Here is a 26,500-nt window from a genome sequence, read left to right on the forward strand (position 1 = left end):
GTTTGGATTGGACACCCCGAGCCTGCGGCTCAGCGAGAGCAACGCCACCCCTCACCCCACGAAGTTCAACATCGGGCGGGACATTCCCGAAAATGGAACGCAGAAGGCGCTTGATTATGGGGATACTACGCAGCTCAGCTGAGTTGTGCAGCAGAGTCGCTGCGTCTGAAGCGGTTGCAGACGGTCGTGCAGGGGCCATACCGCCCGGGCAGGTCGCGCCACGGCGAGCGCGCTCTCAGCATCCGGAAAACGCCGTTCGGCACGCGCCTGTCATCCATCTGCGCCACCCCGCGCGGGTTGTTGGGAAGAAGGGACAGGATCAGGCCCCATCCGAAATCCGTCGGATCAAATCGCGCCATCCCATCCTCTATCGCCAGAGAGTGAATCACCAGTCAGACCGGCCGAAAATCCCCTATATGGGGACAAACCCAAGCGTTGGTGGACGCCATTGGCCCAGTTCATGGGCCAAGATCATTACGTCGCGCGGTTTCCCGAGGTAGTTCAGCAGGATATAAGGCTGCGCCGTAGGGACGGTCGGATGGGCAAAGGCGCCAGGCGCCTTGCCGGGCCGGTAAGGGCGATGATGGAGCAGAGCCCCTTTTCGTTTGATGTCGTGCGACCTTGCTATCGGACTTCGACACTGCGTCCTTGCACCCACGTTGCGCCAACCGCGGTCGCCAGCCGGCACTTTGAGCTTCTGCTGTCTAGCCGGGGTCCGGGGCAGAACTTCGCCACATTGGCTGTTCCCAACCGAAGCGCATGGATGAGCATGTCGTCACGATGCCGACGATTTCCTGCACTTGTCGCTACCGCCAGGAGGGCAGCCTGCATCCGGTTCCGGGATATCCCCCATCAGCACCCGGTCATCCGATCATGTGCGCGTTTTCAGCAGACCCATGATGTCCTTGGTCCTTTCCAGGATCGGGCGCGCGATGGCGTCGGCGCGCTCAGCGCCATCGGCCAGGATGCGGTCGATCTGAGCGGGGTCGGCCATGTATTCGCTCATGCGGCGGGTGATCGGGGACAATACCTGGACTGCGATCTCGGCCAGGGCAGGCTTGAAGCTGGCAAAGCCCTGACCTTCGAAGCGCGCCAGAACCTGATCGGGGGTCTGATCGGCAAGGGCGGCATAGATGTTGACCAGGTTGCGCGCCTCGGGACGGTCCTTGAGGCCGTCCATCTGGCCGGGCAGCGGATCGGCATCGGTGCGCGCCTTGCGAATCTTTTGCGCGATCGTGTCGGCATCGTCGGTCAGGTTGATGCGGCTGGCATCCGAGGGGTCGGATTTCGACATCTTCCGCGACCCGTCGCGCAGCGACATGACACGGGTCGCCACGCCCTCGATGAGGGGCTCGGGGATGGGGAAGTGATTGACCTTGTAGTCGTGGTTGAACTTGGCAGCGATGTCGCGGGTCAGTTCCAGATGCTGTTTCTGATCCTCGCCCACAGGCACCGCGGTCGCCTGATAGGTCAGGATGTCGGCCGCCATCAGCGCCGGATAGGCCAGAAGGCCCAGGCTGACATTCTCGGTGTTCTTGCCGGCCTTGTCCTTGAACTGCGTCATCCGATACATCCAGCCGACGCGGGCGACCGTGTTGAACAGCCAGGCCATTTCGGCATGGGCGCTGACCTGGGACTGATTGAACAGGACCGATCGCGCCGGGTCCACGCCCGCAGCCATGAAGGCCGCCGCCGCTTCGCGGATACGGTTGCGCAAGGCGTCCGGATCCTGCCAGACGGTGATCGCGTGCAGATCGACGATGCAATAGATCGTCTCGGCCTCGCCTCCCTGAAGCGCGGCAAAGCGTTTCAGCGCGCCAAGGTAATTGCCAAGCGTCAGCCCGCCCGAGGGCTGGATGCCCGAAAAGATGCGCGGGCGGAAGGATGCGTTGATCGGGTCGGACATGAGCGGCCTGCCTTGGAATTTCCTGGCTCGTGGCTTAGCGGTTGGCCGATCCGTTCGCAACCGCCAAGGAAATACCGATGCGTGACCCCTCGATGCTGACGCAATCGCCGCTGAACCCGCTGCCGCCGGTGATCTGGCTTCTGGCCCTGCCCATCCTGGCACTGGAGGCGGCCTTTGCCCTTGGCGCCTGGGGCGTGATCGGCGGCGCGCAGGGGGTCGGGCTGCGGCTGGATGCGATCCGCATGGCGGCCTTTCCGCCGGAACTGGCGCAGCGTCTATGGCAATTCGGCATTGTCGATACCGGCCAGCTTTATCGCGCGCTCAGCTTCAGCTTCGTTCACGTCTCGCTGATACATGCGCTGTTCGTGGTGGTCTTCACGCTGGCGCTCGGCAACATGGTCGCGCAGAACTTCCGTCCCTGGGCGGTGCTGGCGCTGTTCTTCGGATCGGCCATCGGCGGCGCGTTGATCCATGCCGCCATCCTGCCCCTGATCGGGGCGCGCAATGCGCCGCTGATCGGGGGCTATCCGGCGGTTTACGGGCTTGTCGGGGCCTTTACCTTCCTGCTGTGGACGCGGCTTGCAGCCGAGAATGCGAACCGGCTGCGGGCCTTCCTGCTGATCGGGATGCTGTTGCTGTTCCAGCTAATCTTCGGTCTGGTCCAGGGCGTGCAAGGTCACGGCTGGATCGCCGAGATCGCGGGCTTTGGCGTCGGTTTCCTGTTGTCTTTCCTGCTGGTCGATGGCGGTTTGAAACGTGCGCTGGCGCAGATCCGCCAGCGCTAACCGCGCCTCAGGGCGGCTTTCAGCTCGGATGGGCGGTAGCCGCCGATCACGAAGGCCAGCGCGAAGTAAAGCGCCGCGCCCCCGAAGACCATGATCGCCAGCGCGGGAATGCGCGGCCAGTCGGTCAGACCCTCGCGCAGGAACCACAGCGCCAGCGCCATCAGCGCCGAGCACGCCAGAAGCCGGGGCAGGGCGCGGCGCAGGCGGGGATCGACGCGCACCGCCTCGCCCATCGCGCGGCTGCCCCACCACAGTTGCGCCGCCATGACCCAGGCCGCCAGCGTCGTGGCCAGGGCCGCCGCCAGAAAGCCGATCAGCGGCATCAGCCCGAAGGCCACGACCGCGTTCACGATCATCGAATGGACCGCATAGCGGAAGGGCGTGCGCGTATCCTCGCGCGCGAAGTAGAGCGGTTGCAGGATCTTTTGCAGCACGAAGGCCGGCAGGCCAAGCGCATAGACCAGAAGCGCCGCCGCCGTCTGCTGTGTGTCGAATGCGGTGAAGGCGCCGCGCTCGAACAGCGTGCTGACCATCGGTTCGGCGATCACCGCGATGGCAAAGGCCGCGGGCAGGGTCAGGAACAGGCCGAATTCGGTCGCCCGGTTGAAGGCCGCCTGACCGCCGGCCGCATCCCCGGCTTCGAGTCGCCGCGCCAGTTCGGGCAGCAGCACCACCGCCACCGCCGCCCCCACAATGCCAAGAGGCAATTGGTAAAGCCGGTCCGAATAGTTCAGCCACGAGATCGCGCCCTCGTAGCGCGAGGCGACCTGGCGGCCGACCAGCAGGTTGATCTGCACCACGCCCCCGGCCAGAATGGCGGGCATGGCCACCCGCACCAGCCGCCGCATCTCGGGGGTCAGGCGGGGCAGGCGGGGCAGGAAGGTCCAGCCGTTGCGGTGCGCATCCCACCAGACCAGGCCAAGCTGCGCGATGCCGGTCAGCGGCGTGGCCCAGGCCAGCGTCAGGCCGATATCCCAGCCCATCACCCGCGCCAGCGCCATCGCGGCCAGAAACAGCAGGTTCAGCAGGACCGGCGCGGCGGCGGCGGCGGTAAAGCGGCCATTCGCATTCAGCACCCCCGAGATCATCGCCGCAAGCGAGATCAGCAGGATATAGGGGAACATGATCCGGCCATATTCGACCGCCAGATCGAAACGCGCATCGCCCTGAAACCCCGCCGCCATCAGCCAGACAAGGCCGGGCATCGCGATCATGCCAATGGCGGTCAGGACCAGCGTGCAGAAGAACAGCCCGTTGAAGGCGTCACCCGCGAAGCCCGCCGCATCCTGTCGGTCGCCCAGCTTCTTCGAGAACATCGGCACGAAAGCCGTATTGAAGGCCCCTTCGGCGAAAAACCGGCGGAACATGTTGGGCAAGGCCAGCGCAACGAAAAAGGCGTCCGAGACCGTGCCGCTGCCCAGCCAGCGCGCCATCAGGATGTCGCGGGCAAAGCCCGTCAGCCGTGACAGGAAGGTCCAGCTTCCCACGGCGAGGAAGCCGCGCACCAGTCCGGTTTTCATGAATCAAGCCTCTGCCCGTTTGGCCCCGTCGGCGATTGCCGCACGCAGTTTCTTTTCCAATGCGTCGCGCTTGGCCGCGCTGTGCAGCTTCAGCCCGAACATGTCCTTGACATAGAAGCTGTCCACCACCTGCGCCCCGAAGGTTGCGATGACCGCGCTGACGATCTGGATATGGTTCGCCGCCAGCGTCCGGGTCAGATCGTAAAGCAGGCCGGGCCGGTCGCGGGTATCCACCTCGATGATCGTGTAGATGTCGCTGCCCTCGTTGTCGAAGGTGATATGCGTCGGAAAGCGGAATTCGCGGTTGCGCTTCTTCGGCTTGTCGCGGGTCGCGAAAGCGTCTCGGGCGACGATTTCCCCCGCAAGGGTGCGCAGGATGGTCTGGCGCAGCCGGGGCAGGCGATCCTCGGCAAAGGGGTGGCCCTCGGCATCCTGCACCCAGAACACCGCTGTCGCATAACCGTCGCGCGTCGTGTAGGTGCGCGCATCGACCACATTCGCGCCCATCAGCGTCAGCGCCCCGGCCAGCCGCGAGAAGATCCCCGGATGGTCGGCCAGAACAAAGGCCGCCTCGGTCGCGTCCCGGTCGGGATCGGCGCGCATCTCGATGCGGATTTCATCGGGGCTGATCTGGTGCAACATCTGGGCAAAGCTGGCCTGCGTGCGGGTGGTCAGGCCCGGCCAGTAGCTGTCGTAATGGCGCGCAAGCTCGGCCCGGATGTCGCGCGCATCCCAGCCCCTGGCGACCAGCATGTGGCGCAAGCTGCGCTTGGCCTCGGCCTGGCGGCGGTCGCGGTTCAGTTCCTCAAGCCCGTTTTCCAGCGCGGCGGCGGTTTCCTGATGCAGCTTGCGCAGCAGCGCGGCCTTCCAGTTGTTCCAGGTGCCCGGGCCGACGCCGCGAATGTCGCAAACGGTCAGCACCAGAAGCATGTCCAGCCGTTTGCGGGTCTTGACCGCCTTGGCGAAGTCGCGCAGCGTGCGGGGATCGGCGATGTCGCGCTTCTGCGCCACATCCGACATCAGCAAATGATGGCGCACCAGCCATTCGACCGTGTCCACGTCATCCTGGGCAAAGCCGAACCGCGCCGCGATCCGACGCGCGATCCGGGCCCCAAGGATCGAGTGATCCTCGGGCCGGCCCTTGCCGATATCGTGCAGCAGCGTCGCCAGATAAAGGACGCGGCGGTTGATGCCGCCCGCCCGCATGATCTCTGACGATAGCGGCAGGTCCGCGGGATGCTCGCCGCGCTCGATCTCGGCCAGGGCGGCGACGCATTGGATCGAATGCTCGTCCACCGTATAGTGGTGATAGTGGTTGAACTGCATCATCGCCACGACCGGCTCGAATTCCGGGATGAAGGCGGCCAGCACGCCCAGTTCGTTCATGCGCCGAAGCGCGCGCTCGGGATTGCCGTGCTTCAGCAGCAGGTCCATGAAGATGCGCGTGGCCTCGGGGTCGGATTGCACCTTGTCGTCGATCAGGTGCAGGTTCGCCGCCACCAGCCGCATCGCGTCGGGATGGATCAGGATGCCGGTGCGCAAGGCTTCCTCGAACAGGCGCAGGATGTTCAGAGGATCCGCCAGGAACTGCGCCTCGTTCTCGTAGGACAGCCGCCCCTGCTGGTCGATGAACCCCGCCCGCATCTTGCGCCTGCGCCGGAACAGCCGCCCCAGCACCGGCGCGGTCCGCACATGGCGGGTTTCCAGCGCGGTCAGAAAGACCCGGGTCAGCTCGCCCACGCGGGTGGCGTGGCGGAAGTAATCCTGCATGAAGAATTCGACCGCGCGCCGCGCCGGGCCGTCGGCATAGCCCATGCGGCGCGCGACCTCGACCTGCATGTCGAAGGACAGCACATCGACCGGCCGGCCGGCGATCAGATGCAGATGGCAGCGCACCGCCCAGAGGAAATCCTCGGCCTGCCAGAAGGCCAGATGTTCGTCGCGGGTAAAAACACCCAGATCGACCAGTTCCACCGCCCGGTCCACGCGGTGGATGTATTTGGCGATCCAGTAGAGCGTCTGCAGGTCGCGCAGGCCGCCCTTTCCCTCCTTGACGTTGGGTTCGAGGACATAGCGCTGGCCGCCCTGCCGGGCATGGCGCGCGGCGCGCTCATCCAGCTTGGCCTCGATGAATTCGGGGATGGTGCGTTCGAACAATTCCGACCAGAGCCGGTCGCGCAGTGTCAGCGCCAGCGGCGCATGGCCCGCCACCAGCCGGTTCTCGACCAGCGCGGTGCGGATCGTCATGTCCGCCTCACCCAATCGCAGGCAATCGTCGATGCTGCGGATCGAATGGCCGATCTTCAGCTTCAGATCCCACATCATGTAGAGCATCGATTCCACGACGCTTTCTGCCCAGGCCGTGATCTTCCAGGGCGTCAGGAACAGAAGGTCCACATCGGATGCGGGCGCCATCTCGGCCCGACCGTAGCCGCCCACTGCCAGCACCGCCAGACGTTCGGAATCCGAGCTGGCTTTTTGCGGATGCAGCCAGGTGGTCGCCACGTGATGCACGGCGATGACCGTGCTGTCCGTGACCGCGGCAATGGCGCGCACCGCCTCGCGCGCGGCGCGCGGATTGCGGGCGAAATCGGCTTCGATCTCTGCCAGAGCGCGGGCGCGCGCCTCGGCGATCAGCGCGACGCTGCGGGCGCGGATCTGGCGCGGCTCGGTCTGGCCCTTCATCGCCTCGTCCAGGGCCGCGCGCAGATCCAGCGGGTTGGCGAGCGTATCGGGCGCCTCCGGATGGGTGGTCGCGCTCATGCTTGGCGGATCGTGCGCTGGATCACGATCCCAGCCCGCGCGCGTTGCGTGGCGCAGGGTCGATCACCACAACCTGCCCATTGCGGATCGTGGCCACGGCAAGGCCGCGTTCGGATGTGCCGTCGCGGTTCAGCCGGAACAGGCCGCCCACGCCTGAAAAACCAGACCGCTGCGTCAGCCCGGTCGTCGTCAGCGCATTGCGCCGCCCTGACCGCGCCAGCGAGGCGATGGCTGCGGTTCCGTCATAGGCCAGAAAGGCCAGCGGATGGGGCGCCTCGCCATGGGCCTGACGGTAGCGGGACTCGAACTGCGCCATCAGCGTGGGATCCGGGATCGCGAACCAGCCCTCGGCCAGTTGCGGCATGGACAGCCGGTCGGCGGGTTGGTCCCACCGTGTCAGGCCCATCAGTTGCGTGGCCTGCGAGGTGACGCCGGCGCGCGCCAGACTTTCGGTCAGATAGGGCAGCACCGCCTGGTTGTTGGCCGTCATGAAGATCGCGTCCACCTGACCCGAGCGGGCGGCACTGACGATGCGCGGCGTGGCGTTGTCGATCCCCGTGACCGAGACCGGATGATCCACCCGGCCCGCCAGCCGTGCGCCCTTGCGGGCAATCGCGCGCTCGATAGCCCGGGCGCCAAGCTGACCTGCAACATCGTCCTCGGCCACCAGCAGCACGTTGCGCTTGCCCTGCGAGAGCCCGTGCGAGACCAGCCGGTCGGCGACGTTCTCGAAGCTGTTGCCCAGGATGAAGACATTGCCACCCGCGACCTGGGTGTTGTTCGAGAAGGACAGGACATTGATGTTGCGCGGTAGCATGGCGCGTCCGACCGCATTGGCCGATTCGGCGAAAAGCGGTCCCAGGATGATTTGCGCGCCCGCATCGGCGGCGGCATTGGCCTGGGCGACAGCAGTATCGGGGCTGGTGCCGCTGTCATAGACACGCAGGTCGATGGCCGTGCCCTGTGCGTCGGCCGCCGCCATCCGGCCGGCATTGCGCAGGCTGCGCGCCAACCAGTCCAGATCGGCCGAGCCAGAGCCGCCCGGAACCAGGAGCGCGACGCGCACCGGCTCTCCTGGCGCGATCAACTGCCCGATTTCGGGGCCGCTGGCCTGCCCCGTCCCCCCGCTGGGCTCACATGCAGCGAGAAACAGGCCCGAGATGATTGCGGCACCCCGAATGAAAAGGCTGCGAAGACCGCTTGTGGTCCCGCTTGTCGCGGATGCAAACATGTGAAAATCCCCTGTTGATCGCGCATGAACGGCTTGGCGGCAGACTAGGCGCTTGGCCCAGACTTGGCAATCGGGCCCCCGCAAGAAGGAATACGCCATGTCCGAACCGACCGACCGCATGGAACTGAACCTGCCCTCGCGCCTTGTCGCCCATGTCGAGGCCTTGCGGCTGGATCCCGGCCTCTATCTGGTCGCAACCCCGATCGGGACTGCGCGTGACATCACGCTGCGGGCGCTGGATGTGCTGAACTCGGCCGACCTTCTGGCCGCCGAGGACACGCGGACACTACGGCATCTGATGGACATTCACGGCGTGCCGCTGCGTAGGCGGAGGCTGCTGTCCTATCACGACCATAACGGAGATCGCGCCCGACCCGTCCTGCTGGCCGCACTGGCGGCAGGTGCCAGCATAGCCTATGCGTCAGATGCAGGCACGCCCCTCGTGGCCGATCCGGGCTATCGCCTTGCACGCGACGCCGCGCAGGCAGGCCACCGGGTCCATGTGCTGCCCGGCCCTTCGGCCGCGCTTGCGGCCCTCAGCCTGTCTGGCCTGCCAAGCGACCGTTTCCTTTTTCTGGGATTCCCGCCGCCGACCGAGGCGGCCCGCCGTGCCTGGCTGGAGCAATGGATATGGACCGACGCCACGCTGATCTTCTTTGAGAGTCCGAGGCGCGTTAATCGAATATTGGAAGATCTCTGCGAAATTGACCCGAATCGATATACGGTGGTGGCACGGGAACTGACGAAGAAGTTCGAAGAGATCATCCGCGGAAGCGCCGCCGAACTGGCGGCGGACCCGCGAATGGCGGCCCTGAAGGGTGAGATTGTCGTGCTTCTGGACCGGGCGACGCCGCCCGCGCCGGAGGCAGATCAGGTGGATAGCCGGCTGCGTGACCTGATGGCACATCTGTCTGTCAGGGACGCCGCCAAACAGGCAGCCGAGGAATTCGGGCTGCCGCGACGTGACCTTTATCAACGCGCGCTGGTGCTGGGGCGCGATCAGGAGGGGCGGCAGGACCGACCCGAGGCGGGAGGAGCGGATGGGACTTGAGAATTTCGTCGGCCGGATCGAAGCGCAGCCGGTTCCCCTTGTCCGTCGCGAACGTGGCCGTGTCGCGGCCTTGTCTGGTCTGCTGGCCGAGGATGTCGTTCAGCGTCTTTATCTGTCGCGGGGCGCCACGCTGCTTGCCAGCCGCTGGCGCAGCCCCTCCGGCGAGATCGACCTGATCTTCCGCGAGGGCGATGATATCGTCTTTGTCGAGGTCAAAAGTGCCGCCACTCATGCGATCGCCGCCGAGCGTCTGGGGCGGGCGCAGATGCGCCGCATCTGTCAGGCGGCATTGGAATATTGTGATCGAACGGGCCATGGCGGCCTCTGTTCGATGCGTTTCGATCTGGCCCTGGTCGATCGCACCGGCCGGGTCGATCTGCTTTTCAACGCGTTTGGGGAAAACTGACCCAGCGGGCTTGTCTTGCCTCATCCGACGGGCGACAAGAACCTCCGTGAATGAAAGGGGGTCGAGATGAGCCTGTTTGTCGCCTTGCAGATGGACCCGGTCGAGAATGTATCGATCACTGCGGATAGCACTTTCCGCATCGGGATCGAGGCGCAGGAGCGCGGGCATAGGCTGTTTCATTATACCGTCGATCAGCTTCGCTACGACGAGGGGCGCATCATCGCGCGTGGACGGTCTGTCATCCTGCGCCGGCAGCAGGGCAACCACGTGGAATTCGGCGCGTGGCAAGAGCTTGATCTGGCCGAGGTTGATGTTGTCTGGCTGCGGCAGGATCCGCCCTTCGACATGGCCTATGTGACATCGACGCATCTTCTGGACCGGATCGCGACAAGGACGCTGGTGGTGAACGATCCGTTCTGGGTCAGGAACTCGCCCGAGAAGCTGATGGTGCTGGATTTCCCCGACCTGACGCCGCCGACGCTCATCGCGCGCGATCTGGAGGCTGTTCGCGCCTTTCGCCGGCGGCATGGCGACATCGTCGTGAAACCGCTTTATGGCAATGGCGGCGCGGGGGTATTCCATCTGCGGCCGGACGATCCGAACCTCTCGTCGCTGGTCGAGATGTTTTCGGGCATCAACCGCGAACCTGTCATCGTGCAGAAATTCCTGCCCGCCGTCACGCGCGGCGACAAGCGCATCATCCTGGTCGATGGCGATGTCGTGGGTGCAATAAACCGCGTACCTCAGGCCGGCGAGGCGCGATCCAACATGCATGTCGGCGGTCGCGCCGAAAAGGTCGGACTGACCGCGCGTGAGCGCGAGATCTGCGCCCGTCTCGGACCGGTCCTGCGCGAGAAGGGCCTGATCTTTACCGGGATCGACGTGATCGACGGCTGGCTGACCGAGATCAACGTGACCTCTCCCACCGGCATCCAGGAGCTTGAGCGTTTCGACGGCGTCAACGCGGCCGAGGCGATCTGGCAGGCGATCGAGCGGCGCCTGGAGGCGAGGCCCGCGCCAATGTGAGGCCGCGCTCAGCGCCCCGTTATGACGAAGCGCCGCCAGACCTCGATCATCCAGGCCAGCATCACCGCGTTCAGGATGTGCCACATGAAATGCGTGCCGAAGGGAATGACGGCGCAGCTTGGCTCGTCCAGCGTCCGGAAGGTCAGCGAGGCGATCAGAATGCCTGCGCCGATCGCCAGCCCTCGCGCCGTATCGGGCAACCTGTCGCGCAGCAGTGCCGCATAGATGAGGATCAGCAGCGGCACCGGCGCATAGGCCGCCGATGATCCCAGCCCTGGCACCATCTGGAACAGGGGCACCGTGATGGCAGCATAGGGGATGAAGCCCGCCGCCACCAGCCCCGCCTGCCAGTTCCGCAGCCCGAAATAATCGCGCGTGGCGGCAAAGACGTAGATCAGGATGAAGGCCACGATGGGCACCACATCCATCAGCCCGGTCAACCTGTTGGCATGGGTGTGAAACAGCCAGGATCCGATGCCGATGATGAAGAGATTGACCGTCAGCACGCGTCCCGTGGTCATGCCCGGTCCGGAAAGGCGCCGCCAGACGAGGATCGCCGCGATCATGAAGGCAAGGTTCGTCAGCGCGTTGATCGGCTCGGACCAGTATTCCGGTCCGGTGCGTTCGCAATAGGCATCGACGGGGGCGAGCCAGTCCATCCACGTCTCCTGTTCGGTTGCCCTGACACACTAGCCTTGGCGTGGCAGGGCCGCAATCTCGGTCATGGCCCCGCTTGCGGCAGGCCCGGCGGAATAGTAGACCCGCGGCAGCGAAAGGAACCGTCATGTCGATCACCGAGGATCAGGCCCGCAAGGTCGCGCATCTGGCGCGGATTGCGGTCGATGATGCCGCCCTGCCGGCGCTGGCGCGCGAGCTTGGCAGCATCCTGCATTTCATGGAACAGTTGAACGAAGTCGATGTCGCGGGCGTCGAGCCGATGACCAGTGTCACGCCCATGCGCCTGAAACGGCGTAAGGATCAGGTTACCTCGGGCAGCATGGCCGACCGGATCCTGTCGAACGCGCCTGATGCGCGCGAGGGCTTCTTTGCCGTGCCGAAGGTGGTGGAATGACGAAGCCGAACAGCCTGACCATTGCCGAGGCGCGCGAGGCGCTGCGCAAGGGCGATCTGACCTCGATCGAACTGACCGAGGCCTGCCTGACCGCCATCGAGGGCGCAGGGGCCCTGAACGCCTTTGTCCACTGCACACCCGACATGGCGCGCGACATGGCCCGCGCCGCCGATCAGCGTATCAGGGCGGGCGAGGCCACAGCGATGACCGGCATCCCGGTGGGGGTCAAGGATGTCTTTTGCGTCAAGGGCGTGCCCAGCCAGGCGGGGAGCCGCATCCTTCAGGGCTTCACGCCAGAATATGAATCGACCGTCACGCGCAACCTGTGGGATGCGGGTGCGGTCATGCTGGGCAAGCTGAACCAGGACGAGTTTGCCATGGGCTCGACCAACGAATCCAGCTGCTACGGACCCGCCGTGAACCCGTGGCGCGGCCCCGGCGGGACGCAGCTGACGCCGGGCGGCAGTTCGGGCGGCTCGGCTGCGGCCGTGGCGGCAGACCTGTGCCTTGGGGCGACCGGCACCGACACGGGCGGATCCATCCGCCAGCCCGCGGCCTTTACCGGCACGGTCGGGCTGAAGCCGACCTATGGCCGCGTCAGCCGGTGGGGCGTGATCGCTTATGCCTCCAGCCTGGATCAGGCCGGCCCGATGACGCGCACCGTGCGCGACGCGGCGATCATGCTGGGGGCGATGGCCTCGGCCGATCCCCAGGACAGCACCTGCGCCGATCTGCCCGTGCCTGATTTCGAGGCCGCGCTGACCGGCGACATCCGGGGCAAGCGCATCGGTATTCCGCGCGAATATCGGGTGGAGGGCCTGCCCGACGCCATCGACGCTCTCTGGCGGCGGGGTGCCGAGATGCTGCGCGACGCGGGTGCCGAGATCGTCGATATCAGCCTGCCGCACACGAAATACGCGCTGCCTGCCTATTACGTGATCGCCCCGGCCGAGGCTTCGTCGAATCTCGCGCGTTATGATGGCGTGCGTTATGGCTATCGTGCCAGGCTGAGCCAGGGCGATGGCATCACCGAAATGTATGAAAAGACTCGCGCCGAGGGTTTCGGCCCCGAGGTGCAGCGCCGCATCATGATCGGCACCTATGTGCTGTCGGCGGGCTTTTATGATGCCTATTACAACCGTGCCCGCAAGGTGCGCGCCCTGATCAGGCGCGATTTCGACCAGGCCTTCGCGGCAGGGATCGACTCGATCCTGGCGCCCGCCACGCCTTCGGCGGCCTTTCCGCTTGGCTCGGTGGACAAGGGCGATCCGGTGCAGATGTATCTCAACGACGTGTTCACCGTGACGCTGAACCTTGCGGGCCTGCCGGGCATCGCGGTGCCGGTGGGGCAGGATGCGCAGGGCCTGCCGCTTGGCCTGCAATTGTTCGGCCGGCCCTTTGAAGAGGGCGACCTGCTGAATCAGGCTCAGGTGCTGGAGCGCGCTGCGGGTTTTGTGGCCAAGCCGGACCGCTGGTGGTAGGCTGGCCCCGACCAGGGACAGGGGAAGCGATGCGCGTTTTCGTGATGGTGACGATCCTGGCTTTGGCCGGGTGCAATGAACATGCGGGCTGGAACCCGAATTATCCGGCCACGGCCAGCCCCTATGGCCAGTATCGCGCCGCCCGCGAGGCCGCGCTGACCACCGGTGCGGACACGCCCGCCGCGATCCCGCTGGCGCGCCCGTTCCATACGTCTCAGCCCCGAACACAGACCGGGCAGAAGCAGGGAACGGCGCCCTGACAGGCAAGGTCTTTCCCAGCCCGAATCATGGCGACCGAAGGGGCCAGCGCCCCGAACTGGTCGTTCTGCACTACACGGGCATGACGGATGGCGCCTCGGCTCGCGCTCGCCTCTGCGACCCGGCGGCGCAGGTCAGCGCCCATTGGCTGATCGACGAGCAAGGCGCGGTCGAACAGCTTGTCTGCGAGACGCGGCGGGCCTGGCACGCGGGCTCGGGTGCCTGGCAGGGGCGCGGTGATGTGAACTCCCGCAGTATCGGAATCGAGATCGTCAATCCTGGCGACCGGCCCTTTGGCTGCGCGCAGATGCGCGCGCTGGAGACCTTGCTGGCTGCGATCATGGCGCGATGGCAGATCCCGCCTTCGGGGGTGATCGCTCATTCCGACCTGGCGCCAGAGCGCAAGATCGACCCTGGGCCCCGCTTCGACTGGGAATCGTTGGCCTTTCAGGGGTTTGCCCGTTTCGTGCGCCCCCGACCCGATGATCCGGACCCGCCGCTTGCGCCCAGCCTGGACAGGCTGGGCTATCCCCCCTCTGCGCCCGCGACCCGGCTTGCTGCCTTTCGGCTTCGGCACAGGCCCTGGGGCAAGGGCCCCGAGACCCGCGCCGACCGGCAGGTTGCCGCGCGCCTGGCCGCCTTCGGGCCGGTCTGACGGCGCTGCTCTTGACCCGCCCTGCCGCCTGCGCGATATCCGGACTTGTGCGGAGGGCCGGATGGCCGCGGCAGGCTTGTCCTGTCGAGGAAAGTCCGGACTCCACGAGGCAACGGTGCCGGGTAACGCCCGGCGGGGGCAACCCCAGGGAAAGCGCCACAGAGAACAGACCGCCCATCCCCGGATGGGTAAGGGTGAAACGGTGGGGTAAGAGCCCACCGGGGGGCTGGCAACAGCGCCCGCATGGCAAGCCCCACCGGGAGCAATGCCGAATAGGGATCGCGCGCGGGGAAACCCGCGGGGCCGCCTTGCCCCAGCAGATCCGGGTAGGCAGCTAGATCCGTCCGGCAACGGGCGGGCCAGATGAATGGCCATCCAGCCGCAGAACGCGGTGGACAGGATCCGGCTTACAGGCCCTCCGCACATCGATGCCGCCCGTTTCGACGGGCTTTCGCGCCGCCCCCGACGAAAAGCCCGGATTCGCGGTTGACTTCGCCGCCTTGGCGGATAAAAGGCGGCTTCCATACGGAATTCACGGGGTTTGCGGCGCGCGATTGCCCCGAAGCAGGAGCGATAGATATGGCGAAGCCGACCACCATCAAGATCCGGCTGAACTCGACCGCCGGCACCGGGCACTTCTACGTCACCAAGAAGAACGCCCGCACCATGACCGAAAAGATGACCGTGCGCAAATATGACCCGGTCGTCCGTCAGCACGTCGAATACAAGGAAGGCAAGATCAAGTAAGATCTGCCTGACTGCCGGGCCTTGCGGTCTGGGCGCATCGGGGCCGCATCCGCAGGGATCGCGGCCCTTTCGCATCGTTGGGCGAAAGCTTGCCGGCGGGGCGCACCCTGATCTCACGCCGGTCTTGCGGCAATGGCGGCCAGACCCTAGCTTTCGCGCATGGAGCTGAGGATCAACGGACTTGCCCGCCGGATCGAGGCTGACCCCGACATGCCGCTTCTCTGGCTGCTGCGGGATGTGCTGGGCCTGACCGGGACGAAATATGGCTGTGGCGTCGCGGCCTGCGGGGCCTGCATGGTGCATGTTGACGGGCAGGCCGTGCTGGCCTGCCAGACCCTGATCGGCGATATCGAGGGCGAGATTACCACCATCGAGGGGCTGGGAACGCCCGACGCGCCCCATCCCGTGCAGGCCGCCTGGATCGAACAGCAGGTTGCGCAATGCGGCTATTGTCAATCGGGGCAGATCATGGCGGCGGCGGCGCTGCTGGCGCAGAACCCCGATCCTTCGGATGACGAAATCGACGCGGCGATGCAGGGCAATCTCTGCCGCTGCGCCACCTATCCCCGCATCCGCGCTGCGATCCGCAGTGCGGCGCTTCGGCTGGAAGCCGGTTGATGGCGCGCGGCTTTTCCCCCGGCCGGCCCCGCCGGGGCGGTCTTGCGCGGGCGGGCCGGATCGCGCGGCGCAGCCTGCTGATCGGCTCGGCCGCGGTGGCGGGGGGCGTGGCCTTCGGCGTCTGGCGCTACACCCGACCCTTGCCCGATCCCTTTGCAGATGACGCCGAGGCCATCGCCCTGACGCCCTATGTCGTGATCGACGCCGAGGGCATCACCCTGATCGCGCCCCGCGCCGACAAGGGGCAGGGCAGCCGCTGGGTGCAGGCCGCCCTGATCGCCGAGGAACTGGATATCGACCCGGCCTCGGCCCGGATCGAGGCAGGTCCGGTCAGCCGCGCCTATTACAACCGCGCGCTTCTGGCCGAGAATCTGCCCTTTCTGCCGACCGATCAGGGCTGGCTGGCGCGCAATGCCCGCGCCGCCTCGGACATTCCTGCCCGGCTTCTGGGCCTGCAGATGACCGGCGGCAGCTCGACCGTGCCCGACGGTTTCCGCAAGCTGCGCGAGGCCGGCGCGGTCGCCCGCGAGACCCTGAAAGAGGCCGCTGCCCTGCGCGAGGGCCTCGACCGCGCCGCGCTTGGGACCGAGGACGGACATGTCATCCTGCCCGGCGGGCGCCGCATCCCCTACACCGAACTGGCACCGGACGCGGCACGGATAGAACCCGTGACGACCATCGTCCTGCGCGATCCGGCGCAATGGCGGCACCTGGGCAAGCCGATGCTGCGCGGCGACATCATTGCGAAATCGACCGGCACGCAGGCATTCGGCATCGACCTGCGCCTGCCCGACATGCTTTACGCGACGGTTCGCGCCGCGCCCGAGGGCGGACGGGCGGGCCTGATCGACGACAGCGCGGCGCGGGCCATGCCGGGCGTCCATTCCGTCACCGTGATCGAGGGCGGCGTGGCCGTTCTGGCCGAAACCACCTGGCACGCCTTTCGTGCGGCCGAAGCGCTGGTCCTTGACCTGACCGGCCCGCCCGGCCGCCCTGCCGACAGCGCTGCGATCTGGCAGGCCCTGTCTGACAGCCTTGACGCGCGCGGCCATGACAGCCGCAACCGCAATGACGGCGATGTCGAGGCCGCGCTTGGTGCAGGCGATGGCGTGATCGAGGCCGAATACCGCGTGCCCTTCCTGGCCCATGCGCCGATGGAGCCGCTGAACGCGACTGTCCTGGTGACGGACAGGGCCTGCCATATCTGGGCGGGCACGCAGATCCCCGATTTCGTCGTCACCCAGACTGCCCGCCTGACCGGCCTGCCCGAAACCGCGATCCGACTGGACAATCAGATGATTGGCGGCAGCTTCGGGCGCAGGCTGGAACTGGACTTCATCCTTCAGGCGGTGCGCGTGGCGCAAAGCGTGCCCGGCCGCCCCGTCAAGATGACCTGGACGCGCGAAGAGGACTTTGCCCAGTCCCGCCCGCGCCCGGCCCAGATCGCCCGCGCGCGCGGCCGCATGGGTGCCGCCGGAATCGAGGCGCTGGACCTGACCATCGCCTCGCCCTCGGTCATGTCATCGTGGTTCGGGCGCGTCTGGTTGAATCCGCCCGGACCCGATATCAGCATCGTGGCAGGCGCATGGGACCAGCCCTTTGCCATCCCGCATTTCCGCGTGACGGGCAAGCGCGCGCCGGATCTGGCCCCGGTCAGCAGCTGGCGCTCGGTGGGGGCCTCCAGCACGGGCTTCTATCTGGGCAGTTTCATGGACGAAATGTTCGAATCCGCCGGGATCGACCCGTTCGACGGCCTTCTGCGCGCCTGCAACGATGATGTGTCGCGCGCGGTGATCGACGAAGCGCGGCGCCTGTGCGACTGGCGCGGCCGTCAGCCTGGACCGGGACGGGGCAGGGGCGTCGCCTTCTGCCTCAGCTTTGGCGTCCCCTGCGCCGAGGTGGTCGAGGTCGAGGACACGCCCGATGGCCTGCGCATCACCGAGGCCTGGGCCGTGGCCGATATCGGCACTGTGCTGGACCCGGTAAACGCTCAGGCGCAATTGTCGGGCGGGATGCTTTTCGGGCTGGGCCATGCGATGAATTGCCAGATCACCTATGCCGATCACCGGCCCGAACAGCAGAATTTCTACGACCATGACGGGATGCGCCTGCCGCAATGCCCGCGCGTGACCACGCGCCTGCTGGAAAACGGCCCCGTGCGTGGCCTGGGCGAGCCGGGCCTGCCACCCGCTGCGGCAGCCCTGGCCAATGCGATCCGCGCCGCGACCGGCCAGCGCCTGCGGCAGATGCCCTTCGCCGACCAGATCCGCTTTGCCTGAGCCTGGCACGACGGCGATTCTGCTGGCTGCCGGTGCGTCGCGGCGTTTCGGTCCCCAGGACAAGCTGCTGGCCCGCCATCGGGGCCAGCCCCTGATCGCCCATGCCGCCGCCGCCCTCAGGGCAACGCGGCTTGCGCAGCGCATCGCGGTCATCGCCAATCCCGCGCTTGTTCCCCATCTCGGCGGCTTCCGGATTGTCACCCTGCCGCCCGGCACCGAGCCATCGCAATCCACCAGCCTGCGCGCGGGCCTGATGGCTGCGGGCCGACCCGGACGCCTGCTGATCGTGCTTGGCGACATGCCCGACATCACGCCCGCGCATCTGCTGGCGATCATCGGGCGCACGACAGCCGAGCAGCCCGCCGCCTCGACGAATGGCAGGGCGATCCTGCCTCCGGCGTGTTTCCCCGCTGCGATCCTGCCCCGGCTCGCAGCCCTGACCGGGGATCGCGGTGCCGCCAGCCTTCTTGCGGACCTGCCCGAGTCCCAGCGAATCGCCGCCCCCGACTTGCTGGCCGATATCGACCGGCCCAAGGATCTTGCGCCCTGAACCCTGCCGGGCAGAAGCATCCCGCAGAGGGGCGGGGGGACGGCCCCCCGGTCGTTGCGGGACGCAGATCAGCCCAGCACCTCGGCGACAGCCTCGGCCGTCGCTTCGACGATGCGGTCGGCCTCGGCCTCGGTCAGGCACAAGGGCGGCGCAAAGCCCAGGATGTCGCCCTGCGGCATGGCCCGCGCAATCACGCCGCGCTTCAGCATCGCGGCGACGACCTTGGCGCCCTTGCCCTCGGAGGCATCGAAGAACCGTCGCGCCTCGCGGTCGGCCACCAGCTCGACCGCACACAGCATCCCTTCGCCGCGCACCTCGCCGACATGGGGGTGATTGCCAAGTGCCGCCTTCATCCGCCGGTTCAGATAGGCGCCGACCCGGCCCGCATTCCCGACCAGCCCAAGCTCGTCGATCAGGGTCAGGTTGGCGATCCCTGCCGCCGCCCCGATGGGATGGGCGGAATAGGTCCAGCCATGGCCCAGCACGCCGTTCTCGTCGGTGCCCTGTTCCAGCACCGTCCACATCCGTTCGCCCACGATGGTCGCCGATAGCGGCGCATAGGCGCTGGTCAGCCCCTTGGCGCAGGTGATCAGGTCCGGTTTCATGCCATAGTGATCGCTTCCGAACATCGTGCCGAGCCGCCCGAAGCCCGTGACCACCTCATCCGCGATCAGCAGGATGTCGTGGCGCGCCAGAACCTTCTGGATCGCCTCCCAGTAACCGGCCGGGGGCGGGACGATCCCACCGGTGCCCAGGATCGGCTCGCCGATGAAGGCCGCGATCGTGTCCGCACCTTCCGCCTCGATCAGCGCCTCCAGGCGTTCGACGCAATGGGCCGTGAAATCGGCCTCGGACATGGCGGGGTCGGGGCGGCGGAAGTAATAGGGCGCCTCGGTATGGATCACCTGCGCCAAGGGCAGGTCGAATTTCTTGTGAAACAGCTCCAGCCCGGTCAGGCTGCCCGTGACCAGGCCCGATCCGTGATAGCCGCGCCAGCGGCTGATGATCTTCTTCTTCTGCGGGCGGTTCAGGATGTTGTTGTAATACCAGACCAGCTTGATGTTGGTCTCGTTCGCATCAGACCCGCCCAGGCCGAAATAGACCCGCGCCATGCCCTCGGGCGCGCGGTCCATCACCATCCTGGCCAGCGTGATCGAGGCCTCGGAGCCATGCCCCGCATAGGCGTGGTAATAGGCCAGCTCATGCGCCTGTTTCGCGATCGCATCGGCGATCTCTTTGCGGCCGTAACCCACGTTCACGCAGTAGAGCCCCGCGAAACCGTCCAGCAGGCGGTTGCCGTCGCGGTCGGTGATGTGGCAGCCCTCTCCGCCGGTGACGATGCGCTGCGGCGCCTCGCCGCGCGCGAATTGCGCCAGATGGGTCGAGGGATGCATGAAATTCTCGCGGTCCCATTTCGCCAGTTCGTCATTGGTCAGCATGGCAGTTCCTTTCACGCCCAGTCACGGCAGACATACTTGATTTCGGTAAAGGCCTCGAGGCCCTGGCGCGCGCCCTCGCGGCCGATACCCGATTGCTTCATGCCCCCGAAGGGGATCGGCGCGCCGGTGACCTTGGTGCGGTTCACCGCCACCATGCCGTATTGCAGCGCCCGGCTGAGGCGGTAGATGCGGCGCGGGTCCATGCTGTGGACATAGGCGATCAGCCCGTATTCGCTGGCATTGGCGCGGGCGATGACCTCTCCCTCGGTGTCGAAGGGGGTCAGGGCGGCGACAGGGCCGAAGGTTTCCTCGCGCATGATCGCGGCATCGTCGGGCACATCGGCCAGCACGGTGGCCTTGTAGAACAGCGGACCCAGTTCCGACGCGACACCGCCTCCGGTCAGCAGCCGCGCGCCGCGTGCCACCGCATCATCCACATGGGCCTGCTGCTTGGCGACCTGCCGGTCATGGATCAGCGGACCCAGATCGGCATCCTCGATCCCCGGCGCCAGGCGCAAGCCTTGGACGGCGGCGGTGAAACGGGCGCAGAACTCGTCATAGATGGGCCGGTGGATGTAGAAGCGGTTGGCGCCGAGGCAATCCTGCCCGGTCGTGGCGAACTTGGCCTTGATCGCCTCGGCGACGGCGCGGTCCAGGTCGGCGTCCTGAAAGACGATGAAGGGCGCGTGCCCGCCCAGTTCCAGCACCAGCCGCTTGACGGTGTCGGCCGATTGGCGATAGAGCAGCCGCCCCACCTCGGTCGAGCCAGTGAAGGACAGCGCACGCACCCGTGCATCCGCGGTCCATTCGCCGACGATGGTGGCGGCATCGCCGATCACCGTGTTCACCACGCCGTCGGGGAACCCCGCCCGCCGCGCCAGCACCGCCAGCGCCAGCGCCGACAGGGGCGTTTCCGCCGAGGGGTGGATGACCACCGTGCAGCCCGCGCCAAGGGCGGCGGCGGCCTTGCGGGTGATCATCGCGCAGGGGAAGTTCCAAGGCGTCACCAGCGCTGCCACGCCCACGGGCTCGCGCCACAGCTCCATCTCGGCATCGGGCAGGTGGCTGGTCACGCCCTCGATATTGGGGCGCAAGGCCTCCTCGGCATAGAACTGCACGAAGCTGGCGGCATAGTCGATCTCGGCCCGCGCTTCGGAGATGGGCTTGCCCTGCTCGGCGACCATGATCCGGGCCAGATCCTCGCGGGCGGCCAGGATCAGAGCGTGCCAGCGATGCAGGATCGCGGCGCGATTCTGGGGCAGCATCGAGGCCCAGCCGGCAAAGGCATCCTGCGCGGCATCCACGGCGGCGCGGGCGCCGGTCTGATCGCTGATGCGGACCTGCGCGACGACCGCGCCGGTGGCGGGGTCGCGCACGGCCAGCCGCCCCTCGGCCGGGAAATCGCCCGCGCCGGGCAGCAGCGCGGGATCGGTCAGGCTTTCGGTCAGGCTTGTCTGGTGATCCAGCATGGCAAATCTCCTTTACAGGGCCATGATGGGGGCAAGGGCAGGGGAAATATCCCTGAAGATCACCCGCGCGGCAGAGGATTTCTCTGCCCGTCTGGGCCGGGGCCGAGAAATCCTCTAGCCCAGCAGCGCGGTGGCGGGGGGCAGATCCTTGACGGGCTTGGTCACGATATAGCTGAAATAGCGCCTCAGCCCGGCGCGGCTTTCCAGCAGCCCGTCCATCAGGGCCTGAAAGGCCGCCACGTCGCGGGCGACCACATGCAGCAGGTAATCGAAGCCCCCGCCGATGGCCCAGCAGCCGGTCACGGCCTCGGTCCGGGCGATCACGCGTTCGAAGATCTGGAAGCTTTCGGCCCGGTGGCTGTCCAGTTCGACGGTGACAAAGACCTGCACATGCGGCCCAAGCGTGGCCAGGTCGATCTGGGCGCGGTAGCCACGGATCAGCCCGGCCTGTTCCAGCCGCCGCATCCTCTCCCAGCAGGGGGTCGGCGACAGGTTCACCCGCGCGGCCAGTTCCGTCTTGGCGATGCGCCCTTCGCGCGAGAGCACCGCCAGAATGGCGATATCGCGGTCGTCAAGACGGAGGGCGCGGGGCGAAATCATGGTCCCGGTTCTTTCCGCAGGCGCACGGCTTGTCAATCGCCCGGTCTGGCGCGATCCTTAACGCATGTCGCATTGGCCGCTTCGCAAGGAAGACATCACCCGCCCCGCCTATCGCAGTCTGGCCCAGGGGATTGCGGCGGCCATCGATTCGGGCAGCCTGCGTCCCGGCCAGCGCCTGCCACCGCATCGCGACCTGGCCTGGCAGCTTGGCCTTTCGGTCCAGACCGTCAGCCGCGCCTATGAAGAACTGATCCGCGCCGACCTGATCTCGGGCGAGGTGGGGCGGGGCAGTTTCGTGAAATCCGGCCCGCGCGAGACGATCGAGGTGCCGTGGTTCCGCGCCCCCACCGACCGGCCGCCGATCGACCTGTCGATGATGACGCCGGTCGCGCTGCCGCAGATCCGCACGGCCTGGGCCGAAAGCCTGGTGCGCGTGGCCGGGCGCCTGCCCGATCCGGCGATGCTGTCCTTTCGCCCTCGCCAGACCATGTCGCTTTACGGCGGTATGGCGGCGTCATGGCTGGCGCGCTGCGGCATGGTCGTGCCCGCGCAGCGCATCCTGATCACCAACGGCACCACGCCCGCGATGTTCGTCGCGCTGATGACCGTGGCCCAGCCCGGCGACATCATCGCGACCGAGGCTGTGACCTGCCACACGCTGAAACCCGCCGCCAAGCATCTGCATCTGCGCCTGCGCGGCATACCCGATGACGGGGCGGGCATGGACCCCGACGCGCTGGAGGCCGCCGCGCGGGCCTCGGGCGGACGCATGAAGGCGGTGTTCCTGCTGCCCTCGGGGGGCGGGCCGCTGGCGCGGATCATGGATCGGGACCGGCGCGAGGCGCTGGCCCGCGCAGCGACGCGGGCGGGGTTGGCGATCCTGGAAAGCGACCCGACCGGGCCGATTCCGCCACGCCGCCCGGCGGCCCTGGCCAGCCATGCCCCGGACCGCAGCTTCTACTTCACCGGCCTGTCGAAATGCCTGTCGCCCGGTCTGAGACTGGGTTTTCTGGCCATGCCGGAAGCCATGGCCGAGGCCGCGCTGAATCGGCATCTGTCGATGTCCTGGATGGCGACGCCGCTGATGGCCGAGATTGCGCAGGACTGGATTACCGGCGGCACTGCCGATGCGCTGATCGAGGCGCAGCGCGCCGAACTGACCCAGCGCAACCGCATGGTGCAGCGGATCCTGGGTGCGCAGACGCAGGGTTTTCCCCATGGCCTGCATCGCTGGCTGACCCTGCCCGCCGATGCCGACGAGGCCGAGACGCTGGCCCACGCCCTGTCCCACCAGATCGCGCTGGCCCCCGGGGCGGGCTTTGCCACCCTGCCTGCGCCCCCCGCCCTGCGGCTGTCCATCGGGGCCGCCAGCATGCGCGAACTGGAACAGGCGTTGCGCATCCTGTCGGCAATCCTGCCCCGCTGAACGGCAGGTCTGTCATGACAATCCCGACGGCAGTTTGACTCGGTCCTCGAAAATTGTCATGATTTAATATATGAATTGACTTGAATTCAGCTTGCGCAGAACTCTTTGCCCAAGCCGGAGCGGGCGATTGCAGCCCCGAATCCTGCAACCCGAGGGCTGGCCACGACTTGGCGAAAGCCCCCACCAACAGGAGAAGACATGACCATCAAGACCCTGACCGCCGCCAGTGCCGCGGCGTTGATCATCGGTGCCGGAACGGCCATGGCCGACACGTGGCGCTATGCCTTCGAAGAGGCGCTCGACGAGGTGCAGGGCGTCTTTGCGCAGAAGTTCAAGGAAGAAATCGAGGCGAATTCGGATTATGAGGTCCAGCTGTTCCCCTTTGGCACGCTTGGCGAATCCGACAATATCCTGGAACAGACGCAGGCGGGCATCCTGCAATTCGTCAATCAGTCGCCCGGCTTCACCGGCGCGTTGATCCCCGAGGCGCAGGTCTTCTTCGTCCCCTACCTGCTGCCCGAGGACGAAGATCAGCTGGTCCGCTTCTTCCGCGAATCCGAAACGATCAACCGCATCTTTCCCGAGCTTTATGCCGAGCAGGGGCTTGAGCTTCTGACCATGTATCCCGAGGGCGAGGTGATGCTGACCACCGACCGCCCCGTGACCAGCCCCGCCGACCTGAACGACGTGAAGGTCCGCGTGATGACGAACCCGCTGCTGGTCTCGAGCTATCAGGCCTTTGGCGCGACGCCCACGCCGCTGCCTTGGGGCGAGGTCTATGGCGGGCTTCAGACCGGCATTATCGACGGTCAGGAAAACCCGGCCTTCTTCATCGAATCCACGCGGATGTATGAAGTGACCGACCATATCACCCGGCTTGGCCACAACAACTTCACCACCGCGCTGATGGCCAACAAGGACTTCTTCGACGGGCTGTCCGAAGAGGATCAGACCCTGATCCGCAATGCGACCGCAGCGGCCTTCGATCATATCATCGAATACCAGCAGGGCCTGACCGAGGCATCGCTGGAACGGATCATGCAGGCCAAGCCCTCGATGACCATTACAACCCTGACCGAGGAACAGCGCGCCCCCTTCCGGGCCACGGCCGAACAGGTCGAGGCGACCTTTCTCGAGATCGGCGGACCGCGCGCGCAAGAGGTGCTGGACCAGATGAAGGCCGATCTTGAGGCAGCCGCCCAGTGACGCATTCCCGGCCGGCCCCGCATGGGCCGGTCGGAACCAGAACCCCGGAATCGTCTGCATGTCGAACACCACGCCGCCTCCCGGCCCGCCCGCGACCGACCGCCCCGTCGCCGAGGCGGGGGCCGAAATGCCTTCGGTCGGGGCCGAGGATATCGACGACCGCGCCTATCGGTCCGGCTTGCCCGGCCCTCTGGGTTGGCTGGATCAGGGCATCGCGCGGCTGGAATCGGTGCTGCTGGCGCTTGGCGTCCTGGCGATGGCGGCCAATACCTGCGCCAATGTCGTCGGGCGCTATCTGTTCGGCCAGTCGCTCTACTGGTCCGAGGAACTCAATCAGGCGCTGATCATCCTGATCACCTTCGCGGGCATCTCTTATGCCGCGCGGCACGGGCGGCACATCCGCATGTCGGCCTTCTTCGACATGCTGCCATTCCGGGCGCGCAAGCTGGCGATGGTGCTGATCTCGGCCATCACGGCGGCGCTGCTCTTGGGGCTTGCCTGGTATGCCTATCAGTATGTCGCCACGCAGGCGGCGCGGGGCCGGGTCATGCCCGCCCTGCGCATCCCGAACTGGTGGATCCTGGTCTGGGTGCCTCTGGGCTTCTTCCTGACCGGGCTGCAATACGCGCTGACGGCGATCCGGAACCTCATCGACCCCGCCATCTGGCTGTCCACCAGCACGCTGGAGGGTTACGACGACAACCGCGAGGAAGAGGTCTAGGCCATGACCATCGCCATTCTGGGAACCATGGTCGTCCTGTTGCTGATCGGCTTTCCGATGATGGTGCCCCTGATCATCGGCGCGATCGTGGGCTTTGTCGGAATCTTCGGCGGGCTTGGTCAGATGCCGACGCTGGTCCAGCAGATCATCGCGGGCATCCAGCCCGCCAGCCTGATCGCGGTGCCGATGTTCATCCTGGCCGCCGACATCATGACGCGCGGCCAGTCGGCGGGTCGGCTGATCGATCTGGTCATGGCCTTTCTGGGTCATCTCAAGGGCGGGCTTGCGATCTCGACCGCAGGGGCCTGCACGATGTTCGGCGCGGTCTCGGGCTCGACCCAAGCGACGGTGGTGGCGGTGGGCGGCCCCTTGCGCCCGCGCCTGCTGAAGGCGGGCTACAGCGACAAGTTCACGCTGGCGCTGATCATCAACGCCTCCGACATCGCATTCCTGATCCCGCCCTCGATCGGGATGATCATCTACGGCGTCGTCTCGGGCACCTCGATTTCGGAACTGTTCATTGCGGGGCTGGGGCCGGGGCTGCTGATCCTGCTGCTGTTCTCGATCTACGCCTATATCTATGCCGTCCGCCACAATGTCCCGACCGAGCCGCCCGCGACGTGGCGCGAACGCGGCCGCGCCCTGCGCCGCGCGCTGTGGCCCCTGGGCTTTCCCGTCATCATCATCGGCGGCATCTATGGCGGCGTCTTTTCCCCCACCGAGGCGGCGGCGGCCTGCGTCCTCTATGCGCTGTTCCTGGAAATGATCGTCTTTCGGGAAATGACGCCGAAAGAGCTTTACGCGACGGCGAAATCGACCGGGCTGATCACGGCCGTCGTCTTCATCCTGGTCGGCGCGGGGGCGGCCTTCAGCTACATCATCAGCTTCGCGCAGATCCCGCAGGCGGTGCTGGGCGGCATCGGCATCGACGGGATGGGGCCCTACGGGGTGCTGTTCACCATCTCGATCGCCTTCTTCATCGCCTGCATGTTCGTCGATCCGATCGTGGTCATCCTGATCCTGGTGCCGATCTTCGCGCCGGTGGTGCAGGCGACGGGGCTTGACCCGGTGCTGGTCGGCACGATCATCACGCTGCAGGTCGCCATCGGCAGCGCCACGCCGCCCTTCGGTTGCGACATCTTCACCGCCATCGCCGTCTTCAAGCGCCCCTATGCCGAGGTGGTCAAGGGCACGCCCCCCTTCATCCTGATCCTGCTGACCGTGTCGGTCCTGCTGATCTTCTTCCCCCAGATCGCGCTGTTCCTGCGCGACCTTGCCTTCAGGTAGGCCG

24 protein-coding genes, 1 other RNA gene and 1 pseudogene are annotated in these 26,500 nt (G+C 66.6%); 17 read left to right on the forward strand and 9 right to left on the reverse strand.

Going from position 1 to position 26,500, the window contains the following annotated elements; all coding sequences use genetic code 11:
* Window positions 1-161 precede the first annotated feature (161 nt).
* Window positions 162-359, reverse strand: a pseudogene (locus KY389_RS02680) (transposase); the annotation flags it as partial.
* Window positions 360-871: 512 nt separating this feature from the next.
* On the reverse strand, window positions 872-1,906 hold the full coding sequence (trpS, locus tag KY389_RS02685; protein ID WP_219829256.1) for a tryptophan--tRNA ligase: 1,035 nt from the start codon (window positions 1,904-1,906) through the stop codon (window positions 872-874).
* Window positions 1,907-1,983: 77 nt separating this feature from the next.
* Between trpS and KY389_RS02690 the strand changes: the two genes are divergently transcribed.
* Entirely contained in the window at window positions 1,984-2,691 is a 708-nt protein-coding gene (locus KY389_RS02690) for a rhomboid family intramembrane serine protease (RefSeq protein WP_219829257.1), read from the forward strand.
* Here the strand turns inward: KY389_RS02690 and murJ are convergent.
* From murJ to KY389_RS02705, 3 genes are read right to left on the reverse strand one after another with little or no spacing between them, the layout of a single operon-like run.
* Window positions 2,688-4,211 (reverse strand): murein biosynthesis integral membrane protein MurJ, encoded by a 1,524-nt coding sequence (gene murJ / locus KY389_RS02695; RefSeq protein ID WP_219829258.1) that lies wholly within the window; start codon window positions 4,209-4,211, stop codon window positions 2,688-2,690. The genes KY389_RS02690 and murJ overlap by 4 nt on opposite strands.
* Before the next feature lie 3 nt (window positions 4,212-4,214).
* Window positions 4,215-6,974, reverse strand: a complete 2,760-nt coding sequence (locus tag KY389_RS02700; RefSeq protein ID WP_219829259.1) for a [protein-PII] uridylyltransferase — start codon at window positions 6,972-6,974, stop codon at window positions 4,215-4,217.
* Between the two features lie 22 nt (window positions 6,975-6,996).
* Window positions 6,997-8,205 (reverse strand): penicillin-binding protein activator, encoded by a 1,209-nt coding sequence (locus tag KY389_RS02705; protein WP_219829260.1) that lies wholly within the window; start codon window positions 8,203-8,205, stop codon window positions 6,997-6,999.
* A gap of 118 nt (window positions 8,206-8,323) precedes the next feature.
* On the opposite strand from KY389_RS02705, the gene rsmI reads away from it, so the two are divergent.
* The 3 genes from rsmI (at window position 8,324) to gshB (ending at window position 10,688) form a co-directional block, all read left to right on the forward strand.
* Window positions 8,324-9,256 (forward strand): 16S rRNA (cytidine(1402)-2'-O)-methyltransferase, encoded by a 933-nt coding sequence (gene rsmI / locus KY389_RS02710; RefSeq protein WP_246587915.1) that lies wholly within the window; start codon window positions 8,324-8,326, stop codon window positions 9,254-9,256.
* Window positions 9,246-9,662 carry a YraN family protein gene (locus KY389_RS02715; protein ID WP_219829262.1) on the forward strand — a complete coding sequence of 139 codons (417 nt, stop codon included), beginning with the start codon at window positions 9,246-9,248 and terminating at the stop codon, window positions 9,660-9,662. Before rsmI ends, KY389_RS02715 begins: the two co-directional genes overlap by 11 nt.
* Before the next feature lie 66 nt (window positions 9,663-9,728).
* Window positions 9,729-10,688, forward strand: coding sequence for a glutathione synthase (gene gshB / locus KY389_RS02720; RefSeq protein WP_219829263.1), 960 nt, complete (start codon window positions 9,729-9,731; stop codon window positions 10,686-10,688).
* An 8-nt stretch (window positions 10,689-10,696) separates the two neighbouring features.
* Here the strand turns inward: gshB and KY389_RS02725 are convergent, their stop codons facing one another.
* Window positions 10,697-11,347 carry a ceramidase domain-containing protein gene (locus tag KY389_RS02725; protein ID WP_219829264.1) on the reverse strand — a complete coding sequence of 217 codons (651 nt, stop codon included), beginning with the start codon at window positions 11,345-11,347 and terminating at the stop codon, window positions 10,697-10,699.
* 125 nt (window positions 11,348-11,472) lie between these two features.
* On the opposite strand from KY389_RS02725, the gene gatC reads away from it, so the two are divergent.
* From gatC to KY389_RS02765, 9 genes are all read left to right on the forward strand, one after another.
* On the forward strand, window positions 11,473-11,760 hold the full coding sequence (gene gatC, locus KY389_RS02730) for an Asp-tRNA(Asn)/Glu-tRNA(Gln) amidotransferase subunit GatC (RefSeq protein WP_219829265.1): 288 nt from the start codon (window positions 11,473-11,475) through the stop codon (window positions 11,758-11,760).
* Window positions 11,757-13,241: an Asp-tRNA(Asn)/Glu-tRNA(Gln) amidotransferase subunit GatA gene (gene gatA, locus KY389_RS02735; protein WP_219829266.1), complete on the forward strand. Its 1,485-nt coding sequence runs from the start codon at window positions 11,757-11,759 to the stop codon at window positions 13,239-13,241. The genes gatC and gatA overlap by 4 nt, the downstream gene beginning before the upstream one ends.
* A gap of 29 nt (window positions 13,242-13,270) precedes the next feature.
* Entirely contained in the window at window positions 13,271-13,501 is a 231-nt protein-coding gene (locus KY389_RS15250) for a hypothetical protein (protein ID WP_246587906.1), read from the forward strand.
* Entirely contained in the window at window positions 13,498-14,154 is a 657-nt protein-coding gene (locus KY389_RS02740) for an N-acetylmuramoyl-L-alanine amidase (RefSeq protein WP_343222895.1), read from the forward strand. Before KY389_RS15250 ends, KY389_RS02740 begins: the two co-directional genes overlap by 4 nt.
* A gap of 49 nt (window positions 14,155-14,203) precedes the next feature.
* An RNA gene (gene rnpB / locus KY389_RS02745) (RNase P RNA component class A) lies at window positions 14,204-14,580 on the forward strand.
* A gap of 153 nt (window positions 14,581-14,733) precedes the next feature.
* On the forward strand, window positions 14,734-14,901 hold the full coding sequence (rpmG, locus tag KY389_RS02750) for a 50S ribosomal protein L33 (RefSeq protein WP_022707377.1): 168 nt from the start codon (window positions 14,734-14,736) through the stop codon (window positions 14,899-14,901).
* 159 nt (window positions 14,902-15,060) lie between these two features.
* Complete coding sequence (locus KY389_RS02755) at window positions 15,061-15,519, forward strand: (2Fe-2S)-binding protein (protein ID WP_219829267.1); 459 nt, start codon at window positions 15,061-15,063, stop codon at window positions 15,517-15,519.
* A complete protein-coding gene (locus KY389_RS02760; protein ID WP_219829268.1) occupies window positions 15,519-17,798 on the forward strand; it encodes a xanthine dehydrogenase family protein molybdopterin-binding subunit in 2,280 nt (759 codons plus the stop codon). The genes KY389_RS02755 and KY389_RS02760 overlap by 1 nt, the downstream gene beginning before the upstream one ends.
* Window positions 17,791-18,348 carry a nucleotidyltransferase family protein gene (locus KY389_RS02765; protein WP_219829269.1) on the forward strand — a complete coding sequence of 186 codons (558 nt, stop codon included), beginning with the start codon at window positions 17,791-17,793 and terminating at the stop codon, window positions 18,346-18,348. The genes KY389_RS02760 and KY389_RS02765 overlap by 8 nt, the downstream gene beginning before the upstream one ends.
* A gap of 68 nt (window positions 18,349-18,416) precedes the next feature.
* Here KY389_RS02765 and KY389_RS02770 read toward each other — a convergent pair whose 3' ends face one another.
* The 3 genes from KY389_RS02770 to KY389_RS02780 form a co-directional block, all read right to left on the reverse strand.
* The gene (locus KY389_RS02770) at window positions 18,417-19,787 is read right to left on the reverse strand and encodes an aspartate aminotransferase family protein (protein ID WP_219829270.1); all 1,371 of its coding nucleotides are present in this window, start codon (window positions 19,785-19,787) and stop codon (window positions 18,417-18,419) included.
* Window positions 19,788-19,798: 11 nt separating this feature from the next.
* A complete protein-coding gene (locus KY389_RS02775; protein WP_219829271.1) occupies window positions 19,799-21,256 on the reverse strand; it encodes an NAD-dependent succinate-semialdehyde dehydrogenase in 1,458 nt (485 codons plus the stop codon).
* A gap of 114 nt (window positions 21,257-21,370) precedes the next feature.
* The gene (locus KY389_RS02780; protein WP_219829272.1) at window positions 21,371-21,856 is read right to left on the reverse strand and encodes an Lrp/AsnC family transcriptional regulator; all 486 of its coding nucleotides are present in this window, start codon (window positions 21,854-21,856) and stop codon (window positions 21,371-21,373) included.
* A 64-nt stretch (window positions 21,857-21,920) separates the two neighbouring features.
* Here KY389_RS02780 and ehuR point away from each other — a divergent pair, with 64 nt between their 5' ends.
* The 4 genes from ehuR to KY389_RS02800 all read left to right on the forward strand — a co-directional run bounded on the left by ehuR (window position 21,921) and on the right by KY389_RS02800 (window position 26,496).
* Window positions 21,921-23,282 carry a MocR-like ectoine utilization transcription factor EhuR gene (gene ehuR, locus KY389_RS02785; protein WP_219829273.1) on the forward strand — a complete coding sequence of 454 codons (1,362 nt, stop codon included), beginning with the start codon at window positions 21,921-21,923 and terminating at the stop codon, window positions 23,280-23,282.
* A gap of 198 nt (window positions 23,283-23,480) precedes the next feature.
* A complete protein-coding gene (locus tag KY389_RS02790) occupies window positions 23,481-24,488 on the forward strand; it encodes a TRAP transporter substrate-binding protein (RefSeq protein WP_219829274.1) in 1,008 nt (335 codons plus the stop codon).
* A gap of 58 nt (window positions 24,489-24,546) precedes the next feature.
* A complete protein-coding gene (locus KY389_RS02795) occupies window positions 24,547-25,209 on the forward strand; it encodes a TRAP transporter small permease (protein WP_425517135.1) in 663 nt (220 codons plus the stop codon).
* Window positions 25,210-25,212: 3 nt separating this feature from the next.
* Window positions 25,213-26,496 (forward strand): TRAP transporter large permease, encoded by a 1,284-nt coding sequence (locus KY389_RS02800; RefSeq protein WP_219829275.1) that lies wholly within the window; start codon window positions 25,213-25,215, stop codon window positions 26,494-26,496.
* The last annotated feature ends 4 nt before the right edge of the window (window positions 26,497-26,500 follow it).

Origin of the sequence: Paracoccus bogoriensis (assembly GCF_019431455.1) — a bacterium.
GTDB lineage: Bacteria > Pseudomonadota > Alphaproteobacteria > Rhodobacterales > Rhodobacteraceae > Paracoccus > Paracoccus bogoriensis.

Coding starts and splice junctions, on each gene's coding strand:
- trpS (WP_219829256.1), bottom strand. CDS start 1,906: ATGTCCGACCCGATCAACGCATCCTTCCGCCCGCGCATCTTTTCGGGC.
- KY389_RS02690 (WP_219829257.1), top strand. CDS start 1,984: ATGCGTGACCCCTCGATGCTGACGCAATCGCCGCTGAACCCGCTGCCG.
- murJ (WP_219829258.1), bottom strand. CDS start 4,211: ATGAAAACCGGACTGGTGCGCGGCTTCCTCGCCGTGGGAAGCTGGACC.
- KY389_RS02700 (WP_219829259.1), bottom strand. CDS start 6,974: ATGAGCGCGACCACCCATCCGGAGGCGCCCGATACGCTCGCCAACCCG.
- KY389_RS02705 (WP_219829260.1), bottom strand. CDS start 8,205: ATGTTTGCATCCGCGACAAGCGGGACCACAAGCGGTCTTCGCAGCCTT.
- rsmI (WP_246587915.1), top strand. CDS start 8,324: ATGGAACTGAACCTGCCCTCGCGCCTTGTCGCCCATGTCGAGGCCTTG.
- KY389_RS02715 (WP_219829262.1), top strand. CDS start 9,246: ATGGGACTTGAGAATTTCGTCGGCCGGATCGAAGCGCAGCCGGTTCCC.
- gshB (WP_219829263.1), top strand. CDS start 9,729: ATGAGCCTGTTTGTCGCCTTGCAGATGGACCCGGTCGAGAATGTATCG.
- KY389_RS02725 (WP_219829264.1), bottom strand. CDS start 11,347: ATGGACTGGCTCGCCCCCGTCGATGCCTATTGCGAACGCACCGGACCG.
- gatC (WP_219829265.1), top strand. CDS start 11,473: ATGTCGATCACCGAGGATCAGGCCCGCAAGGTCGCGCATCTGGCGCGG.
- gatA (WP_219829266.1), top strand. CDS start 11,757: ATGACGAAGCCGAACAGCCTGACCATTGCCGAGGCGCGCGAGGCGCTG.
- KY389_RS15250 (WP_246587906.1), top strand. CDS start 13,271: ATGCGCGTTTTCGTGATGGTGACGATCCTGGCTTTGGCCGGGTGCAAT.
- rpmG (WP_022707377.1), top strand. CDS start 14,734: ATGGCGAAGCCGACCACCATCAAGATCCGGCTGAACTCGACCGCCGGC.
- KY389_RS02755 (WP_219829267.1), top strand. CDS start 15,061: ATGGAGCTGAGGATCAACGGACTTGCCCGCCGGATCGAGGCTGACCCC.
- KY389_RS02760 (WP_219829268.1), top strand. CDS start 15,519: ATGGCGCGCGGCTTTTCCCCCGGCCGGCCCCGCCGGGGCGGTCTTGCG.
- KY389_RS02770 (WP_219829270.1), bottom strand. CDS start 19,787: ATGCTGACCAATGACGAACTGGCGAAATGGGACCGCGAGAATTTCATG.
- KY389_RS02775 (WP_219829271.1), bottom strand. CDS start 21,256: ATGCTGGATCACCAGACAAGCCTGACCGAAAGCCTGACCGATCCCGCG.
- KY389_RS02780 (WP_219829272.1), bottom strand. CDS start 21,856: ATGATTTCGCCCCGCGCCCTCCGTCTTGACGACCGCGATATCGCCATT.
- ehuR (WP_219829273.1), top strand. CDS start 21,921: ATGTCGCATTGGCCGCTTCGCAAGGAAGACATCACCCGCCCCGCCTAT.
- KY389_RS02790 (WP_219829274.1), top strand. CDS start 23,481: ATGACCATCAAGACCCTGACCGCCGCCAGTGCCGCGGCGTTGATCATC.
- KY389_RS02795 (WP_425517135.1), top strand. CDS start 24,547: ATGTCGAACACCACGCCGCCTCCCGGCCCGCCCGCGACCGACCGCCCC.
- KY389_RS02800 (WP_219829275.1), top strand. CDS start 25,213: ATGACCATCGCCATTCTGGGAACCATGGTCGTCCTGTTGCTGATCGGC.